20 protein-coding genes, 1 tRNA gene and 1 riboswitch are annotated in these 17,958 nt (G+C 60.8%); of the genes, 2 read left to right on the plus strand and 19 right to left on the minus strand.

Annotated elements, in window-relative coordinates; translation table 11 throughout:
• Positions 1-3: 3 nt before the first annotated feature.
• Positions 4-80: transfer RNA gene (locus ACW14G_RS14320), tRNA-Met, on the plus strand.
• Positions 81-164: 84 nt separating this feature from the next.
• Here the strand turns inward: ACW14G_RS14320 and ACW14G_RS14325 are convergent.
• From ACW14G_RS14325 to ACW14G_RS14405, 17 genes are read right to left on the minus strand one after another with little or no spacing between them, the layout of a single operon-like run.
• Positions 165-1,682, minus strand: a complete 1,518-nt coding sequence (locus tag ACW14G_RS14325) for a cobyric acid synthase (RefSeq protein ID WP_249022820.1) — start codon at positions 1,680-1,682, stop codon at positions 165-167.
• Complete coding sequence (locus ACW14G_RS14330; protein ID WP_249022819.1) at positions 1,679-2,485, minus strand: energy-coupling factor ABC transporter ATP-binding protein; 807 nt, start codon at positions 2,483-2,485, stop codon at positions 1,679-1,681. The genes ACW14G_RS14325 and ACW14G_RS14330 overlap by 4 nt, the downstream gene beginning before the upstream one ends.
• Before the next feature lie 8 nt (positions 2,486-2,493).
• On the minus strand, positions 2,494-3,171 hold the full coding sequence (locus ACW14G_RS14335) for an energy-coupling factor ABC transporter transmembrane protein (RefSeq protein WP_249023288.1): 678 nt from the start codon (positions 3,169-3,171) through the stop codon (positions 2,494-2,496).
• Complete coding sequence (locus ACW14G_RS14340) at positions 3,158-3,439, minus strand: energy-coupling factor ABC transporter substrate-binding protein (protein ID WP_249022818.1); 282 nt, start codon at positions 3,437-3,439, stop codon at positions 3,158-3,160. Before ACW14G_RS14340 ends, ACW14G_RS14335 begins: the two co-directional genes overlap by 14 nt.
• Before the next feature lies 1 nt (position 3,440).
• Entirely contained in the window at positions 3,441-4,178 is a 738-nt protein-coding gene (gene cbiM, locus ACW14G_RS14345; protein ID WP_249022817.1) for a cobalt ECF transporter S component CbiM, read from the minus strand.
• Complete coding sequence (locus tag ACW14G_RS14350) at positions 4,175-4,888, minus strand: cobalt-factor II C(20)-methyltransferase (RefSeq protein ID WP_249022816.1); 714 nt, start codon at positions 4,886-4,888, stop codon at positions 4,175-4,177. The genes cbiM and ACW14G_RS14350 overlap by 4 nt, the downstream gene beginning before the upstream one ends.
• Complete coding sequence (gene cbiK, locus ACW14G_RS14355) at positions 4,885-5,664, minus strand: sirohydrochlorin cobaltochelatase (RefSeq protein ID WP_163446329.1); 780 nt, start codon at positions 5,662-5,664, stop codon at positions 4,885-4,887. Before cbiK ends, ACW14G_RS14350 begins: the two co-directional genes overlap by 4 nt.
• Before the next feature lie 10 nt (positions 5,665-5,674).
• Positions 5,675-6,460, minus strand: a complete 786-nt coding sequence (locus tag ACW14G_RS14360; RefSeq protein ID WP_249022815.1) for a cobalt-precorrin-6A reductase — start codon at positions 6,458-6,460, stop codon at positions 5,675-5,677.
• The gene (locus tag ACW14G_RS14365; protein WP_249022814.1) at positions 6,457-7,182 is read right to left on the minus strand and encodes a precorrin-3B C(17)-methyltransferase; all 726 of its coding nucleotides are present in this window, start codon (positions 7,180-7,182) and stop codon (positions 6,457-6,459) included. Before ACW14G_RS14365 ends, ACW14G_RS14360 begins: the two co-directional genes overlap by 4 nt.
• A complete protein-coding gene (cbiG, locus tag ACW14G_RS14370) occupies positions 7,182-8,237 on the minus strand; it encodes a cobalt-precorrin 5A hydrolase (protein WP_249022813.1) in 1,056 nt (351 codons plus the stop codon). Before cbiG ends, ACW14G_RS14365 begins: the two co-directional genes overlap by 1 nt.
• Positions 8,218-8,991 (minus strand): cobalt-precorrin-4 methyltransferase, encoded by a 774-nt coding sequence (locus ACW14G_RS14375; RefSeq protein ID WP_249022812.1) that lies wholly within the window; start codon positions 8,989-8,991, stop codon positions 8,218-8,220. Before ACW14G_RS14375 ends, cbiG begins: the two co-directional genes overlap by 20 nt.
• Positions 8,984-9,553 (minus strand): decarboxylating cobalt-precorrin-6B (C(15))-methyltransferase, encoded by a 570-nt coding sequence (locus ACW14G_RS14380; RefSeq protein ID WP_249022811.1) that lies wholly within the window; start codon positions 9,551-9,553, stop codon positions 8,984-8,986. The genes ACW14G_RS14375 and ACW14G_RS14380 overlap by 8 nt, the downstream gene beginning before the upstream one ends.
• Positions 9,543-10,148, minus strand: a complete 606-nt coding sequence (locus tag ACW14G_RS14385; protein WP_167575109.1) for a cobalt-precorrin-7 (C(5))-methyltransferase — start codon at positions 10,146-10,148, stop codon at positions 9,543-9,545. The genes ACW14G_RS14380 and ACW14G_RS14385 overlap by 11 nt, the downstream gene beginning before the upstream one ends.
• Positions 10,142-11,281 carry a cobalt-precorrin-5B (C(1))-methyltransferase CbiD gene (cbiD, locus tag ACW14G_RS14390; protein ID WP_249022810.1) on the minus strand — a complete coding sequence of 380 codons (1,140 nt, stop codon included), beginning with the start codon at positions 11,279-11,281 and terminating at the stop codon, positions 10,142-10,144. Before cbiD ends, ACW14G_RS14385 begins: the two co-directional genes overlap by 7 nt.
• Positions 11,278-11,913 carry a cobalt-precorrin-8 methylmutase gene (locus tag ACW14G_RS14395; protein WP_249022809.1) on the minus strand — a complete coding sequence of 212 codons (636 nt, stop codon included), beginning with the start codon at positions 11,911-11,913 and terminating at the stop codon, positions 11,278-11,280. Before ACW14G_RS14395 ends, cbiD begins: the two co-directional genes overlap by 4 nt.
• Before the next feature lie 10 nt (positions 11,914-11,923).
• On the minus strand, positions 11,924-12,883 hold the full coding sequence (gene cbiB / locus ACW14G_RS14400; RefSeq protein ID WP_249022808.1) for an adenosylcobinamide-phosphate synthase CbiB: 960 nt from the start codon (positions 12,881-12,883) through the stop codon (positions 11,924-11,926).
• A complete protein-coding gene (locus ACW14G_RS14405) occupies positions 12,880-14,253 on the minus strand; it encodes a cobyrinate a,c-diamide synthase (protein ID WP_249022807.1) in 1,374 nt (457 codons plus the stop codon). The genes cbiB and ACW14G_RS14405 overlap by 4 nt, the downstream gene beginning before the upstream one ends.
• 96 nt (positions 14,254-14,349) lie before the next feature.
• Positions 14,350-14,526: riboswitch (cobalamin riboswitch) on the minus strand.
• Between the two features lie 134 nt (positions 14,527-14,660).
• Here ACW14G_RS14405 and ACW14G_RS14410 point away from each other — a divergent pair.
• Positions 14,661-15,530, plus strand: a complete 870-nt coding sequence (locus tag ACW14G_RS14410) for an L-threonine kinase (RefSeq protein WP_249022806.1) — start codon at positions 14,661-14,663, stop codon at positions 15,528-15,530.
• Here the strand turns inward: ACW14G_RS14410 and cobD are convergent.
• Both cobD and amiC read right to left on the minus strand, forming a co-directional pair.
• Complete coding sequence (gene cobD / locus ACW14G_RS14415) at positions 15,515-16,591, minus strand: threonine-phosphate decarboxylase CobD (protein WP_249022805.1); 1,077 nt, start codon at positions 16,589-16,591, stop codon at positions 15,515-15,517. The genes ACW14G_RS14410 and cobD overlap by 16 nt on opposite strands.
• A 6-nt stretch (positions 16,592-16,597) precedes the next feature.
• Positions 16,598-17,848, minus strand: a complete 1,251-nt coding sequence (gene amiC / locus ACW14G_RS14420; RefSeq protein WP_064543004.1) for an N-acetylmuramoyl-L-alanine amidase AmiC — start codon at positions 17,846-17,848, stop codon at positions 16,598-16,600.
• Positions 17,849-17,958: the final 110 nt, after the last annotated feature.

Below are 17,958 nucleotides of genomic sequence, written 5' to 3' on the forward strand. Positions count from 1 at the left end.
GGACGCGGGGTGGAGCAGCCTGGTAGCTCGTCGGGCTCATAACCCGAAGGTCGTCGGTTCAAATCCGGCCCCCGCAACCAATTAAAATGACACCCATCAGGGTGTTTTTTTTTGCCTGTTATCCAGCGAAAGTACGCCATCCTCACGAACGGCGCGCCGCTTCCCTACCCTTCTTTATGCTCGCGCATAATCGTATAAATCTTTTCAATATCAATATGCTGACGCATTGATTCCGCCAGGATATCGAACTGCTGCGCCTTATACTCCGCATAGTGAAAATCGTTGTCCCTTGCCGGTAATCCTTTGCGTTCACGCAGCCCGTTGACCAGCGCACGCGTAAAGGCGTCGCTATCGAACAGCCCGTGCAGATAGGTGCCAAACGCCAGTCCGTCCGCGCTAACCGCGCCATCCGCTTGATACTGGCCGTTTTTACACAACTGCATTAACGGCTGCGCCTTGTTCGCCAGCGCCGTCTCACCCATATGAATTTCATAGCCCTGCAGCGCCATACCGGATACCGCCGCCAGCCAGCCCGGCAGCGCGGCGTTGAGCGTTGCCGTGGCCCGCGTGGTGGTTTTCTGCGGTGCAAAACGCGTGACGGTATTGAGCAGCCCCAATCCCGGCAGCGTCCCCAATCCGGATTCCACTTCATCTATCAGCATATCGCCGAGCATCTGATAGCCACCGCAAATGCCCAGTACCGGCACACGCTGATGTTGCGCCTGGAGAATCCCGTGCGCCAGCCCGCTATCCTGCAGCCACAACAGATCGCCCAACGTGTTTTTACTGCCCGGCAGAATAATCAGGTCCGCGCCCGCCAGCTCTTGCGCATGGCGCACGTAGCGTACTCGTACGTCCGGCTGGGCGGCCAGCGCGTTGAAGTCGGTAAAGTTAGAGATATGCGGCAGTTGCACCACGGCAATATCCACATCACGCTCGCCCGCGCTGCGGTACTTGCCCTTTTGCAACGCGACGCCGTCCTCATCTTCCAGCTCAACCTCCAGCCACGGCATCACGCCCAATACCGGCACGTTCGTCAGCGCTTCAATTTGCGAAATCCCGGAATGCAACAGCGCTACATCGCCGCGAAACTTATTGATGACAACGCCCTTCACCCGCGCCCGTTCGTGGTCGCGCAGCAGCGCCAGCGTGCCGTAAATCGCCGCGAAAACGCCGCCACGATCGATATCCGCCACCAGAATCACCGGGCACTGCGCCATCTCCGCCATGCCCATATTGACGATATCGCGGTCGCGCAGGTTGATCTCCGCCGGGCTACCCGCCCCTTCCAGCACCAGCACGTCATACTCGCTCGCCAGACTGCGATAGACGCTGAGGATTTGCTCGCGCAGACGCGGTTTGTAGTCGTGATAGCTGACGGCGTCCATATTGCTCGCCACTTCTCCCATCAGCACAATCTGTGCTTTGCGGTCGCTGGTTGGCTTGAGCAGAATGGGGTTCATCCGCACGTCCGGGGCAATACCTGCGGCTTCCGCCTGAAAAATCTGCGCCCGCCCCATCTCTTTGCCGTCCGGGGTGATCCCGGAATTAAGCGCCATATTCTGCGATTTGAACGGCGCGGTGCGCAGGCCATCCTGATAAAAAATCCGGCATAGCCCCGCCACCAGCATACTTTTACCGACGTCGGAAGCCGTGCCTTGTAACATAATGGCCTGGGTCATATCGTTCCTTTTTCTCGCATTCGGCGGAAAAACTCCGCCTCGGTTTTGCACAGCGGCAGCCCAAGCTCCGCATGCAGCTTCACCAGCCACGGCTGGCTCAACCCCGCCTGTTCCATCAACTCACGCTGGGCGAATACCTCGCCGGGAGCGCCCTGCGCCAGCACTTCCCCCTGGCGCAGTACATATACCGCGTCGCTGACTTCATAAATCAAATCAATATCGTGGCTGGAAATTACCACATGATTGCCCTGCGCGACGATACGCTTGATGATGTCTATCATCTGCGCGCGTCCGGACGGGTCCAGCCCTGCTGTCGGTTCATCCAGCAGCAGGTAGCGCGCGTTCAGCACCAGCGCGCCGGCAATCGCCACGCGCTTTTTCTGCCCGTGGCTAAGGCATTGGATCGGCTGTTGGCGAAATTGCTGAGCGTCGACAAGCGTGAGCGCATCGTCGATACGCCGCGCAATCTCCGTCTCCGCCACGCCGATATTGCGCAGGCTGAAGGCAATATCGCTGTCGATATCGGTATAGAAAATCTGCTGGTCCGGGTCCTGAAAGACGGTGGTCACCTGCTGGCGCAGCGCCAGCAGCCCGCGTTTGCTGTAGTCCAGCGGTTTACCCTGCCACAGCACCGCCCCCTGCTGCGGACGCAGCAGCCCGCTGAGGTTCATAAACAGCGTCGATTTCCCGCACCCGTTGGCGCCCACCAGCCCGGTGACGGCCTGGCGAGAAAAATCCAGCGTTAACCCTTTAAGAATGGGCGTATCCTGGTAGCGAAACTCCAGGTCAGAGGTGGCAAGCATGGCGTTCCTTAAAGATGAAAATCACCCTGATACAGTTTGATATCCAGCGCGGTGCTCATCTGCTGATAACGCATCAGCACCCGCGTAAACAGCAGGCTCACCAGCATCGCCAGCGAGCGATAGCCGAGACGCACATTGCGATAACCAAAGCGCAGCGTCTGTGCCCGGTGAATGGCCATGGCTTCGTCAATCAGGATAAAGATAAAGCGCCAGGTCAGCAGAATCTGCTCGGTGAGCAGACGCGGCACCCGCGCCCGCTTGAGTAGCACAATCAGCTGTGGGAACGGCAGGTTCAGCACCAGCCAGAAAGTGGCTGAGAGTGCGGCGAGGCTGCGCCAGAAGGTCGCATTGGCGGTCGCGATTCCCTGTGCGGTAACGCCCAGCCAGTATGGACCAATCGGCACGCCCGCCAGCAGCGTCTGCGGATCGCGGCTGACGCTAAGGACAATCGTCAGCACACCTACCACAAGGAATCCCAGCGGCAGCGCCATCCAGCGGCACCAGCGCCACAGCGAGATGCGCAGCAGCCAGCAGGTAAAGGCGGCGGTGCAGGCCATCAGCAGCGCCTGGCCCAGCGGCGGCAGGCTAAAAGCCAGCACCATCAACAGCAGCCAGAACAGGAACTTGCGCTCCGGTGCGACATGCAGCCAGCGGCTCTGGTAACTCAGTCGGTCAAGACCGGTCATCACGACGCTGACGCCCTTTGTAGTAGCCGAGAATATAGAAAATCACCGCCGCACCGAGCGAGCCCTGCAGGGTGAACAGCAGGCTCTCAATTTCCCCGCTCGCCGGTTCATACAGCGGCTGGAACCACGGCTTATAGTGCGGTGCGATGGCCTGAATCTGGCTTTCCGCTTCGCCGTCGGAGCCGCCGTATTCACCGCCGTGGTTAATGAAGAACGGCAGGATCATCAGCGCAATAACCAGCGCCAACAGGATCAACGTTTTTTTCATCTTAATGCCCTCGCGCCGGGATCAACTGCCGTTTGGTCAGTTGGTCGTAGATCATCACCGTTAACAGCCCTTCCGCGATGGCGATCGGAATCTGCGTCAAACAGAAGATCGCCATAAACTTCAGGCTCGATCCGATAGCGCCCGCCTGCGGATCCGGGAAGGCGACACCCAGCTGTAGCGAGGTGACAAAGTAGGTGGCCAGATCCGCAAACATGGCGCAGAGAAAGACCGATACATCGCGACGGAACCCTGCCTTACAGGCCATTTTCCATACCAGATAGCCGACGACGGGCCCAATCACCGCCATCGACATGCCGTTCGCGCCGAGCGTTGTCAGCCCGCCGTGCGCCAGCAATAGCGCCTGGAACAACAGCACGATCGCGCCAAGAATGGCCACGACGCCCGGCCCGAACAGGATCACCGCCAGCCCGACGCCTGTCGGGTGTGAGCAGCTCCCGGTTACCGACGGGATCTTCAACGCTGAGAGTACAAAGATAAACGCCCCGCACAGCGCCAGCAGCACCTTCTGGTTGCTATCGTCCTGCACGATGCGGCGCAGGCGCACCAGCCCGTACCACAGGCACGGCAAGAACAGCAGCCACCAGGCCAGCGCCCACATTGGCGGCAGAAAGCCTTCCATAATGTGCATGGCGAACGCCTGCTCCGGCACCACCAGCAGCAACAGCGCCGCTGCCAGACCGCTCAACGACAGTTTTTTCAATTGTTGATCCGCTTTCATCGTTTCGCCTCCCACTGCTTGTTCACCAGGATGGTCGAGAAATAGGGCAGCGGCTGATCGTCATGAACCTCGGCCAAATTGCGCCAGCACTGCTCGGCGGGCAGCGTCGCTTCGGCCATCAGCAGCGCGTGGTTCAGCAACCCGGCTTTCGCCAGCAGCGCTTTGATCCGCGGGAAACGCCCGTAGACCTTCATCAGCACCAGGCTGTCGTGCTGCGCTAGCGCGCGCTCAATCTCTTCTTCCGGCGCGGTGCAGGCAACCACCGCCAGCGACTGCTGCTCCATCGCCAGCGGCATTTGCGCACCAGCGGCAATAGCGGCAAACGAGGTCACGCCGGGCACAATCTCCAGCCACGCCGGGTGTCCGATGCGCTGGAGTAAAAAGACCCAGGTGCTGAACAGCATCGCATCGCCAAGGGTAATGAAGCCGACGTTTTTTCCGGCCTCCACTTCACGCACCAGCGCCGCCGACACGTCATCCCACACCGCCTCTTTTTCGGCGCTGTCGGCGCTCATCGGGAAGTGACAGCAGCGCACTTCCGTCTGCTCGCCGAGGTATTCACGCACGATAGAGAGCGCCAGGCTGTCACCGCCTTTGCGCCCTGCCGGGGCATAGAGAATATCCAGCGAGCCCAGAATGCGCGCCGCGCGTACGGTGATCAGGTCAGATGCACCCGGCCCGGTGCTCAGGGCATACAGTTTGCCGCTCATGCCGCCTCCAGAGACTGCTTTAGATGCTCAACAAACATCGCCCGTACCACCGGGTTTTCCCCCAGTCCGCGCAGCCACGGCGTGGCGGGAATACCGGCGGCATTAAACCGTGTTTTCCACGAATCGTCTTCGTCAGAGGCCATGTCGTTAATCGCATGATCGCCCGCCACCAGCATCAGCGGCATCAGGTGCACGGCACGTACGCCCTCTTTGCTCATGCTGTCGATCAACACCTCCACTTCCGGGTAACTCTCCACCGCGCCAACCCGCGCCGGGAAACGCTGGGCGGTCATCATATGGTCGAGACAGGCGTAAGCGGCAAAAGCGTGGTGGCTGGCGCCGTGGCCCATAAACACCACCTTTTCGTTGGCGTTGAGCGCTGGCATCTGATGTTCCAGCGCCTGCATTAAACGTTGGTAGTCGTTGTGGCTGCTCAGCAACGGCGTGCCCAGCGTCAGACGTTTAAACCGTGGACGCTGGCTCTGCACTTCGCGGGCGATTTTTTCATATTCGTCGCCGTTGATAATATGCAGCGACTGGACGGCCACATCGTCATAGCCCAGTTCGGCGAGCTTTTGCAGCGCTTCCAGCGGCGTGTCGGTGTCAATCCCATCACGCTGTTTGAGCTTGCGGATAATCATCCCGGAGGTAAAGGCGCGAAACAGTTCGCGGTCCGGGCAGCTGGCCGCCAGCGCCTGTTCGCAGGCGACAATATTTTTCTCGCAGGTGTCGTGGTAGCTGGTACCAAAACTCACCACCAATAGGGCTTTTTTCATGTTGAATTCCTTATGCCGAAGCCTGCCAGCGCGCCAGGCGCTCGGCAAAGGCCGGTAAACTGTCGAGTAGCTCATCGCCGCCGACCAGCGGCATCGGGCGGGTAATGACCACGCAGGGAATGCCGGCATCAAGGCACGGCTGCACCTTTTCCTGATAGCCGCCTTCTGCGCCGGAGGCTTTGGTGACCACCACGTCGGCGCGGCAGTGTCGGTAAAACGCGGCGTTAAACTCAGCGCTGAACGGTGCGCAGATCGCGAAAATGTCGCCGACGCCGAAGCCCAGGCTGGCGCACTGCTGTACCACCTCAGGGACTGGCAACACGCGGGCAAGCAGCGTTTTTTCCGGCAGCCCCGCGCGCCACTGCGCCAGGTCCTTGCTGCCGGTGGTCAGCAGCACGCGCTGGCCCAACGGGCGTATCAGCGCGCAGGCCTCCTCGATGCTGGCGACGTAATGCAGCAGCGGATGCGCTAGCGCATCAAGCTGATCCGGGCGCTGATAGCGGCTCAGCAAAACGCCCGCCTGTGAGCAGGCGTCGAGTACGTTACGGCTGACGGCTTCGGCATACGGGTGCGAGGCATCGATCACCCAGCGGGTACCGTGCGCCTGAAGCCAGGCCACCATCTCCGCACAATCCAACCGCCCGCAGCGCACCTGTCCCTGAATATTCCCGGCCAACGCCTCGCCGGTAGGCGTGGCGACCGAGACGGTGTATTGCACATTTGCCGCATCCAATAGCTGGCAAATCGCCCGCGCATCGCTGGTGCCGCCCACCACAAGAACCTCCCCGAAACTCACAGCACGTAGCCTCGCGGGGTAATCATCAGCCCGTCCTGCACGTAGGTGGTTTTGTTGCCGACGATGACCAGGCTGGTCATATCCACCGGTTCAAAATCCATCGCGCCGAGGGTCGTGAGCCATTTTTCCTGCTTTTTACGTCCGGCAGATTTCACCACGCCCACCGGGGTGTCGGCGCTTTTAACGGCGGAAAGCAGTTCAAAGGCGCGCGCCAGATGCCCTTCGCGGCCCCGGCTGCGCGGGTTATAGAAGCAGATAACAAAGTCGGCTTCCCCGGCGGCGATAATGCGTTTTTCAATCACCGGCCACGGCGTCAGCAGGTCGCTCAGGCTGATATGGCAGAAGTCATGCATCAGCGGCGCGCCCAGCAGCGAGGCGGCGGCAATGCTGGCGGTCATCCCCGGAATCAGCCGCACTTCCACGTCGAGCTTCTGTTTACTGACCAGTTCAAGCACCAGCCCCGCCATGCCGTAGATGCCCGCGTCGCCGCTGCTGATTAGCGCCACGTTGTGCCCGGTCCGCGCCAGTTCAATCGCCGCCTGACAGCGTTCAATCTCTTTGCACATCCCGGTTTTGATCACCTGCTTGTCGCCGGTAAAAGCCTTCACCAGATGGGTGTAAGTTTTATAACCGACGACGATTTCCGCCGCCTGCAGCGCGTCGACGGCCTCCATGGTCATCATCGCCTGCGAGCCAGGGCCAATTCCAATAACGCTTAACATCAGTGTGTTACTCCCAAAGTAATGGTGATGCCCTGTCCGCGCAGGGTCTCACCGAGTAGATGCCCATTGCTCAGCAGCCACGCCGCCGGGCCGGAAACGCTGCCGACGCCGACCGTTTGCTTCACAAACCGCGACGAGGGAAAACGGTGTTCGTGTTCGCGCAGGGCGTCCACGCTGAATACGTCAAATGGCACGTCAAGGTCGCTTGCCAGCTGAATCAGCCCCAGCTCGTCCTGCTTGAGGGCGATGCTGCCGATAGCCTTCAGCGCCAGCGGGTCTACCTCCTGACACGCAAGCTGACGATGCAACAACTCGCCGAGCAGCGTGCAAGGCGTGCCGCGTCGGCAGCCAATGCCTGCCACAATGCGTCGTGGTACCAGCTTCCAGTGTGGGAGTTTCAGTTCAGGCAGCGCAGCGCGCAGGGTGATGCACACCAGTGCATCCAGCTCAGGCAGCGCGTTCAGGTCGCTGACGGTAATAAACCCGCGTCGGTCGCAGCGGCTGACCTCATCGGCAAACATGTCGTCCCACCACAGCCCCACGCGCTGCTGGCTAACCAGCATCTGGTTAACGGTTTTCACCGCCGTGCGGAAGTCGTGCATCCGCGCGTTAAGCTGGCAGGCCAGCGTATCCAGCGCCGCCACGTCGTTAACGTCGGTGGCGGTAGTGATAACCGGGTCGACGCCGAGAATGCCCGCCAGATGCCGGGCGAGGTTGTTCGCCCCGCCGATATGCCCGGAGAGCAAGCTGATGACGTGCTGACCGCGTTCATCAATCACCACCACCGCCGGGTCGTGGAATTTATCGACCAGCAGCGGCGCGAGCGTGCGCACCGCAATCCCGGTCGCGCCGATAAAAATCAGCGCCGTATCGCGATGAAACGCCTGCCCGACGCTCGCCGCGAAGCCGCCGTCAAACGGCAGGAATCCCGGTTCCACCAGCCCTTCGCGGGTATAACAGGCCATCGGCAGCGCGGCGCTCAGCCGTTTTGCCAACACCACGCCGCCGGGGGTCAGGCAAAAGAGCGCAATGCGCTCAGGCTTTGCGGTATTCATGGCTAAAGTCTGCAGCGTAGAGGCGCGAGTAGTGGTACTCCTCGCCGAGGAAGTCACCGACCAGGATCAGCGCGGTTTTGCGTATATCGGCATCGCGCACCTTGTCGGCGATATCCAAAAGCGTGCCGCGTACGGTCTGGCTCTCAGGCCAGGTAGCTTTGTAAATCACCGCCACCGGCGTGGTTGCCGGGTAGCCGCCCTCCATCAGCCGCTCGGCGACTTTGTTAATGCGCTGCACGGAGAGGTAAATCGCCATCGAGGTGCGATGTTGGGCAAAAGACTCCAGCTGTTCGCGCTCCGGCACCGGGGTGCGCCCTTCGAGGCGAGTGATGATAAGGCTCTGCGACACTTCCGGTACCGTGTACTCGACGCCCAGCTCCGCCGCCGCGCCGAGAAACGCGCTGACCCCCGGCACAACCTGCCAGGCAATGCCGCGACGGGTCAGCTCTTCGCCCTGCTCACGCACCGAACCGTATAGCGACACGTCGCCGGTTTGCAGGCGTACCACCGTTTTTCCGGCCTTCACGCCCGCTTCCATCAGGTCGAGAATTTGCTCAAGGTGCAGCTCGGCGCTGTCGTGACACTCGGCCTCAGCCGGGCAGTAGCTCAGCAGTTCGGGGTTAATCAGCGAACCGGCGTAAATCACCACCTGCGCCTGTTGTAACAAACGGTAGCCCTTCAGGGTGATCAGGTCGCGGTCGCCCGGCCCGGCGCCGACAAACCAGACACAGCGTGAATCAAAGGCATCACTCATGGATTTCTTCCTTCTGACAGGCAATCACAAAAACGGGGTTATGCGGTTTGAAATAGTGGCCGCTGCCCAGCGCGGTAAGCGCCGAGACGTTCAGCTGCTGGCAGTCCACCGCCGTCACGCCCGCCAGCTGGAGGTGTTCGAGGGCGCAATGCAGGTTTTCCTGCAAAATAAAGGTCATCACCAGCCGCCCACCGGGGCGCAGATGGCGCAGCGACCAGTCAATCAGCGCGGTAAGGTGACCGCCGCTGCCGCCCATAAAGATCGCGTCGGCGCGTTCGACGCTGACGTCAGGGGCTTCAGCGGCAATAATCGACACGTTCCCGCAGGCAAAGCGCTGGCAGTTTTCCGCCAGCAAACGCAGCGCCGCCGGGTTGCGTTCAATCGCCGTGACCGCCAGCGTCGGATTTTGCAGCGCGGCTTCAATCGACACGCTGCCGGTCCCCGCGCCGATATCAATCAGGTGGCTGGCCCAGTGCAGCTCCAGCTTTGAGAGCGCCAGCGCCCGCACCGCTTCCTTGGTCATCGGCACCTTTTCGCCGCGCAGAAACAGCTCATCTTTCATCGAGGATCACCACCGTGTTCATCTCATAGTCGTTGTGGACTGCGCTCACCGGCAGCCAGTGAATGCGCTCGTTGTCCAGCGCCAGATTTTCACCAATCACCATCCAACGATGGCCCTTACCGCGAGCAACCAGCGCGGCGGCAATCTCTTTCGGCCCGCAGCGTTTATCGGTGACCATCGCCACCTTGCGATGCGCGGCGAGCGTGTCGAAGCACACGTCGCGCCCGTGGCTGCTGGTTAGCCACATGTCGTTCATATCAATGCCCGCCCGCGCGCACAGGTACTGCACCGCGCTGACGCCGGGGACCACCTGCACGTTTTCACGGCCGAAGTGAGCAATCAGCCGCGTGCCGATGCCGTAAAACAGCGGGTCGCCGGAGGCCAGCACTACCACGTTCTGTGTCGCACGTTGGCTAATCCATGTCAGTACCTGCGCAATATTGGCACCCAGCGGGCAGCGCTCGCCGGTAAAGTCCGGGAACTGCGCCAGGTGCCGCGTGCCGCCGACCAGCGCGTCAGCGCGCGCAACGGCTGCTTGCGCCAGCGGCGTCATCAACTGCATGCCCGCCGGCCCCATCCCCACAACGGTTAACATTGCATGTCCCTCACGATATCGCCGACCGGACGGTTGCTACCGAGGAGCTGGTTATCAAACGAGAACATAATGGCGTCGCAGATGGGGGGATTTTGCGTAAAGCGCAGACGTTGCAGCACGCGCTGACAGATACGCCCGGCAAGGTGGTTGTAGAGAGACAGGAAGCCATAGGCCTCGATATGCTCCATCGCCGCTTCGGTGGTGTCGCACTCACTCACCAGGGTAAGCAGTTCAAGCGGCGCGCCGAGCAGCGCCAGATGCGCCACCAGCGTCTCCATGCGCCCATCGGCGATATGGCTGTGGGTGTGGAAAATCCCGGCGGCGATTTTGACCAGCTTGCCGGGGTGACCAATCAGCACAATCTGGCGGAAGCCAAGGCGCACCGACTCTTCAATCATGTAGCCGACGAAGTTGCTCATGGTGACCACCACCTGCGGGTCAATGCCCATTTGCTCGCGCACGAAGCGTTCGCCGTGGTTGCCCGGTACCAGCACCACCAGCTCCAACCCGGCGGCGCGCTTCATTTCCAGCTCCAGCGCCAGCGAGCGCTTCCAGCTCTCTTCCGACATCGGCGTCACGATGCCGGTGGTGCCGATAATCGAGATCCCGCCCAGAATACCCAGCCGCGAGTTATAGGTTTTCTTCGCCCGCTCCTCGCCTTCCGGGGCAAAAATTTCCACCTCAGCGCCGCGCGCCGGGCCGATGGCCTCACGGACGGCGGTTTCGATAGTGTGGCGCGGGGTGCGGTTAATCGCCGCGCTGCCAATGGGCAAACCAATGCCTTTGCGGGTCACCGTGCCAACCCCTTCACCACCGCGCAGGATAATCTCGCCGCTGTCGTTAAGGGTCACGCGGGCGAAAATCAGCATCCCATGAGTAGCATCAATGTCATCGCCGCCGTCCTTGCGAATGGCGGCAATCCCCTGCTGACCTTCCACGTGCGGCGACTCTACGTTCAGGTTCAGCGTGACGCCCGACGGCGTGACGATCGACACCTGGTGAATCAGGTGCTGACGCATCACCATTAGCGCGGCAACCTTCGCCGCCGCCGTGGCGCACGAACCGGTGGTGTAGCCCTTGCGCAGCGCCTTGCCGTTATGCCAGACCGGGGCGTCGAAGGCAGCGTCGTTCATTGCGCGGCCTGCAGATGGTAGAGAATGGCGTTAACGATCGCCGCCGCGACGTTGCTTCCGCCTTTGCGCCCCAGCGCGGCGATGCCCGGCAGGCTGCTTTTGCTCAGCGCCTCTTTCGATTCCGCCGCGCCGACAAACCCGACCGGCACGCCAATCACCCCGCTGACGTCCAGATCTTCATGCTCCATCAGGCGGAACAGCGCGGTGGGCGCATTGCCAAAGACGAACACTTTGTCACCTTCTTCTTTGGCGGCAATATCCACCGCCGCCATCGAGCGGGTAATGCCCTGCGCTTTGGCTTCGCGCACCACGCGCGGGTCGCTGATGTAACAGCGGCACTCGCCGCCGAAGGTTGCCAGCAGATTTTTATTGATGCCGGAGAGCGCCATGGTGGTATCGGTGTACAGCGTGCATGGGTGGCTGAGCGCTGCACTCAGCCGGGTTAAGGCATCGGGCGCGAACCACAGAATATCCAGCCACTCAAAATCGGCGGTGGTGTGGATCACCCGTTTGATAATCGCCTCGTGCAGCGGGCTTTCGAAACGATACGCCGGGCGGGTTTGCGCGATAATGTCGCTGATGATTTCGAAGCTCTTGCGCTCAATCGCTTGCGGTTGCTGGATATAGTTCATGTTGTTCTCCTCAGGCCGCGCCCATCAATCCGTACCTGACCGCCATAAACAGCAGCAGGGCCAGCGTGGAGGCCACCCACATCAGTCGTATCGTTCGGGAAATGTCATCGATGGCGATAGCGCGTCGGGCATCGCCGATCCACGGCTTCTCCACGCGCTGACCAAAATAGTCGTTCGGGCCGCCGAGACGCACGCCCAGCGCCCCGGCGACGGCGGCCTCTGACCACGCGCAGTTCGGGCTGCTGTGGTTGTAACGGTCACGCCAGCCGATGCGCAGCGCGCGCGGGCCGTCAAAACGGCAAAGAAATGCGGCTACGCTTATCAGCAGCCAGCTCAAGCGAGCGGGAATAAAATTGGCGACATCATCCAGCCGGGCGCTGACCATGCCGATAGCGCGGTACTTTTCATGTTTGTAACCCACCATCGAATCGAGGGTGTTGACGGCTTTGTAGGCCATGGCCAGCGGCGCGCCGCCGAGCAGCAGGAAGAAGAGCGGCGCGATAATGCCATCAACGGTGTTTTCCGCCACCGTCTCCACCACCGCACGGTTAATCTGCTCCGGCTGGAGCTGTGAAGTATCACGGCCGACAATCCATGAGAGTTTAATTCGGCTCTCGGCCAGGTCGCCCGCGCGTAGCGGGCGCTCAACATCCTGCGCAGAGCGGGCCAGGCAGCGTCCGGCCAGCACGGTGAAAATCATCCAGACCTCAACGCCCCAGCCCAGCCACGGGTGAATCAACGTCGCCAGGTGCAGCACGCCCCAGGCGATGCCGTAGGTCAGCCCTACCACCGCCAGACACATCACGCCGCCGCCGATACGCAGGGCGCGATCGCTGCGACAAATACGGCGCACAACGCGCTGAACGAAATGAATCAGGTTGCCTATCCAGCGCACGGGATGCGGCCAGCTCTGCGGATCGCCGATAAGAAAGTCGAGCAGCCATGCACAGCACCAGGCGAGCAGCGTCATAGAACGCTCCTTGCGGCGGCGAACCAGTGGTTCAGCATGTCGGGGCGCTGGGCAAAGTGAACGTGGAGATAGCTGGCAAACGTGTTGCCAAGCTGCCAGCCCCCCTGCCATCGCTGAAGCACGACGCCATCACGAGTTTTCCGACACGCCATCGCCGCCGGGAGTCGGGCGGTGAAATCAGAGTAGTGGAACTCGTGACCACGCAGCACTTCGCCGGGCGCGGCAAGCAGCGTTTGCTGCTCAACTTGAGCTTCACAGTAACCAAAGCGGGTGAGACGTTTACCCATTTTGCTGTCACCGGGGAGAATGTTTGCCATGGCGTAGACCTCGCCCTGCGCATCTTCCAGCGTACTTCCGAGATACATCAGGCCGCCGCATTCGGCGTAAATCGCCACGCCGCGCTCATGCGCCGCCCTCAGCTGGGCCAGCATCGGCGCGTTGGCGGCAAGCGCTCGGGCATGCAGTTCCGGGTAGCCGCCGCCGAGCCAGATCATCTGGCAGTCGGGAAGTACCGCATCATGCAATGGGCTAAAGCGGACAAGGGTTACGTCCGCGCGTTCCAGCAGCGCAAGATTATCCGGGTAGTAGAAATTGAACGCTTCATCATCCGCGACCGCGAGGGTAAGCCCCTCGCCGCTGGCCGGCATCGGCGGCCACTCGCCCGGCGGTAACGTGTTCAACGCGCTCAGCTCCAGCAGACGATCGACATCCAGCGTCCGTTCCAGCGTCGCGGCGAAATCCTGCCACGGCTGCGCATCGATGAGCGATTCTCGGGCGGTGACCAGACCAAGGTGACGTTCCGGCAGTGATACCCCTTCCGCGCGCGGCACGTAGCCGAGCACCGGCAGGTCGCAGTAACGCTCAATGGCGTTTTTCAGCAGTTGGAAGTGGCTATCGCTGTTGACGCGGTTAACGATGACGCCCGCGATATTCAGGCTCGGGTCGAAGTGCTGAAACCCCATCACCGTGGCGGCAATGGAGGTGGAGACCGCTTTACCGTCCACCAGCAGAATGACCGGGCAGCCCAGCTGTTTAGCCATCGCCGCGCTGCTGCAATAGTTGGGGTCGGTACCGTAACCATCATAGAGGCCCATCACGCCTTCAATAACGGCAATATCGGCCTGCTGCATCTGTTCGCCGAACAGCGCATTGAGCGTAGAAGGGGGCAGCATAAAGCCGTCGAGATTGCGGGACGCGACGCCACACAGTGCGGTGTGCCAGCCGGTATCGAGGTAGTCCGGGCCGACTTTATAGGGCTGAACGCGCAGACCGCGCTGCTGAAGCAGCCTCAGCAGGCCGAGCGTCACCGTGGTTTTACCACAGCCGCTGCCGGTGCCTGCGAGGATAAATGCGTGCTGTCTGGCTGCCATACCCTGACCCTATTCAGGGTGGTTCTCGGGTATAGCCGTGCGCACGCCCAGTCCGAAGACTGTGCGACTCAAAGCAACCCACTTCCCACCGAAGTTGTTGTGAATGGCCAACAGGCAGGTCTTCTGGCTTAGCGTCATCCTTACCCGTCCTTCCCGATCCTCAGGATCAGTGGTCTTCACGGGGTCGTCAGCATCACAGCAGCGGGGGCTGCGAGGGATTTACACCCTCTTCCCTGGCACATACTATGTCAAACCTGTTGGTTGCAGATTTATGCCGGCACCTCGGCCCGCATAAAATAAAAAGCAGGTTACTCTAGCGCCGCGAAAGAAGGATTTCGTTGCGCTATGACAATACCGGCATATTTATTTGCGGTAGTTATATTTCGTTTGGCAAGGCAAGGAAAATCATGAGCGTGGCGCGCTGTCCCGCCTCCGGTGGGGAACTGATTCAGGGCTGGATTCTCGGCAGCGAAAAGCTCGTCTCCTGCCCGATAGACTGGTATAGCACCGTGGAAGTGCGCGAGGGCGTGCCGCTCGTCAATGAGCGACCGCTGGCGCGGGCGATGGTCAATACGCTGCTGGCGCGCTGGGGCTATCCGCTAACGCTGAGCCAGACGCTGCGCATTGAGATTGACTCGACCATTCCCGTGGCGAAAGGGATGGCCAGCAGCACCGCTGATATTGCCGCCACTGCCGTTGCCACTGCGCATCATTTGGGACATTCACTCAGTGAATCTGAACTGGCGGCGCTGTGCGTCTCGCTGGAGCCGACGGACAGCACCCTGTTTCATGCGCTGACGCTTTTCGACCACCACCATGCCCAAACCCAGATTGCCTGCGCCCCCGCCCCTCATTTTGACCTGCTGGTGCTGGAGAGCCCGGTTCAGCTTCGCACCGCCGACTATCACCGCCTGCCGCGACGCACGGCGCTGGAGGCCAACGCCGGGGTGCTGCAACAGGCATGGGATAAGGTACAAACCGCCTGCACAGGCTGCAACCCCAGCCTGCTCGGCGAAGCGGCGACGCTCAGCGCTGTCGCGAGCCAGACTCTGCTGCCAAAGCCGGGTTTTACGGCGCTGCTTTCACTTGTCGAGCGGTGTGGCCTGTACGGCCTGACGGTGGCGCACAGCGGCAGCGTGGTCGGGCTGATGCTCGACCGTCGCTATCATGATGTGGATTATCTGCACTGGGCACTGGCACAGCGCGACCTGGCGGCGCACTGGCCGCAGCGGCATCTGCTCGCGTCAGTGAATGGCGGGGTTCAGGCCAGCGCCTGACGCAGCGCCGTCAATAACCGCTGGTTTTCTTGGCGACTGCGAATCGCCACGCGGAAGTAGCGCCCGTCCAGCCCCGGATAGTTGGCGCAGCTGCGAATCAGAATCTGTTTTTCCAGCAGCGCATACTGCAGATTAACCTCCGCTCGCTCGCAGCGCAGGAAAAGGTAGTTCGCCCGCCCCGGATACACCTTCAGCCCCTCAATCTCACCCAGAGCCCGGTAAAAGCGCGTGCCTTCATCAGCTAACCAGCGAAACGTCGCCTGTTGATAATCATGATCGTTGAGCACCACCTCTCCGGCCAGCGCGGCAAAAGCGTTGATTGACCACGGCATCTGCCGCTGACGCAGCCTGGCTACCGCTCGTTCATCGCTATTCAGCAAATAGCCCAGCCGAAGGCCGGGAATGGCATAGAATTTGGTGAGCGATCGCAGCACCCAGACGTGCGGATACTGCGCCAGCCGTGGGATAAAGCCCGCTTCATCGGGAATAAAATCGAGAAAGGCTTCGTCGAGGACCAGCGCGATTCCCAGCGCGCGACAGCGTTCGGCGATTGCCGTCAGCAGCGCGCCATCCGGCAGCAGGCCGGTAGGGTTATTTGGCGTGCAAAGAAACAGGCAGTCCAGCCCGGCGGTCAGCGCCGGAAGAATACGTTCAGTCAGCTGCCAGTCGTCCTCTTCACGCAGGAAAAAGGTCTCGATGGCGCAATCAACGGTTTCCAGCGCCCGACGATATTCGGCAAACCCGGGCGCAACCACCATCGCCCGGCGTGGGCGCAGCCCCTGGACGAGCGTAAAGATGGATTCGGTTTCGCCGTTGCCCGCCAGAATCCATGTCGGCGGAACGTTATGGTGCGCCGCCAGCGCCTGATGCAGCTGCTGATACTCGACGTCAGGGTAACGTTCGGCGCAGCTGAGCTGGGCGACAATCGCGCGTTTTAAGCTTTCAGGCATACCCAGCGGGTTAATGTTGGCGCTGAAATCCAGCAGTTGGTCGGCGGAAACTCCCATCAGCGCCGCCGCTTCGCGGATATTGCCGCCGTGGGCGCTTTTCAGACGCGACACGCCCGGTTACCCGCGCCGCGCCAGCGTTGCGCCGTCGGCGAAGTAGGCCTTAATGCCAGCGAGGATCGACTCGGCCACTTCCTGCTGGAACTTCGCGGTTTTCAGCTTACGTTCTTCTTCAACGTTACTGATAAACGCCGTTTCGACGAGGATCGACGGAATATCCGGCGCTTTCAGCACCGCGAATCCGGCCTGCTCAACCTGATTTTTATGCAGGTTGTTAATCTGCCCCATCTTCTTGAGCACCGCTTTCCCAAACTTCAGGCTGTCGGCGATGGTCAGCGATTGCACCATATCGAACATGGTGTGGTCGACGTAGCGGTCGCCACTTTTGCTGACGCCACCGATCAAGTCCGAGGCGTTCTGGGTCTGCGCGAGGTATTTCGCCGCCGTACTGGTGGCTCCCTTGGTGGAAAGCGCAAACACCGATGAGCCGCTCGGCTGACGGCTGGTAAAGGCATCCGCGTGAATAGAAACAAACAGGTCGGCGCGCTGTTTCTGGGCTTTGGCCACCCGCACCTTCAGCGGAATAAAGATATCTTCGTTGCGCGTCATGTAGGCTTTCATGTTGCCTTCTTTCTCAATCAGCGCGCGCAGGCGACGGGCAATTTGCAGCACCACGTCTTTTTCCCGCGTCTTATACAGCCCCACCGCCCCGGAGTCTTCACCGCCGTGTCCGGGGTCAAGCATAATGACAATTGGCCGATCGCGACCAGCTTTCCCCGGCTGCGGCCCGCTCTGCGCCGGCGGCACCTGCTTTTCGAGGCCGTCTTTGTTGTACTCTTCCAGCAGCGCCAGCAGCGGATCCTGCACATCGTTCGCGTTAGCGGGGTAGAGATCCATCACCAGACGTTCTTTAAAGTTGGCAACCGGCGCGAGGGCAAACAGCTGCGGTTTGACGTCCTGCTTCAGCTCAAACACCATGCGCACGGTCTGCGGGTCGAACTGGCCGACACGCGCGGATTTAATGAACGGATCGTCGCCGCGAATCTGCGCCGCCATCCCTTTCAGCACCGAGTTGAGGTTCACCCCTTCAAGATCAACCACCAGGCGGTCGGGATTGCTCAACGCAAACTGCCGATACTTGAGCACGCGGTTGGACTCCACCGTAACGCGCGTGTAGCTGGACGCAGGCCAGATGCGGACGGCCACCACCTGACTGACGGCAGCGAAACCAACCTGACTGACACTTAGCAACCACATGGCGCCCGCCCCTTTTAACAGGCGGCGACGACTCAAAGACTGACTTCCTGACATGCTCTATCCCAGGCAAAAAAAGACGATTTCAAATTAAGCAAAATATGATTGACCGAAAACTTTAACCAAAGGCGAATAAACTGTCATCTATAAAAGGGTAAACATTCGTT

This window comes from Kluyvera sp., from assembly GCF_965301105.1.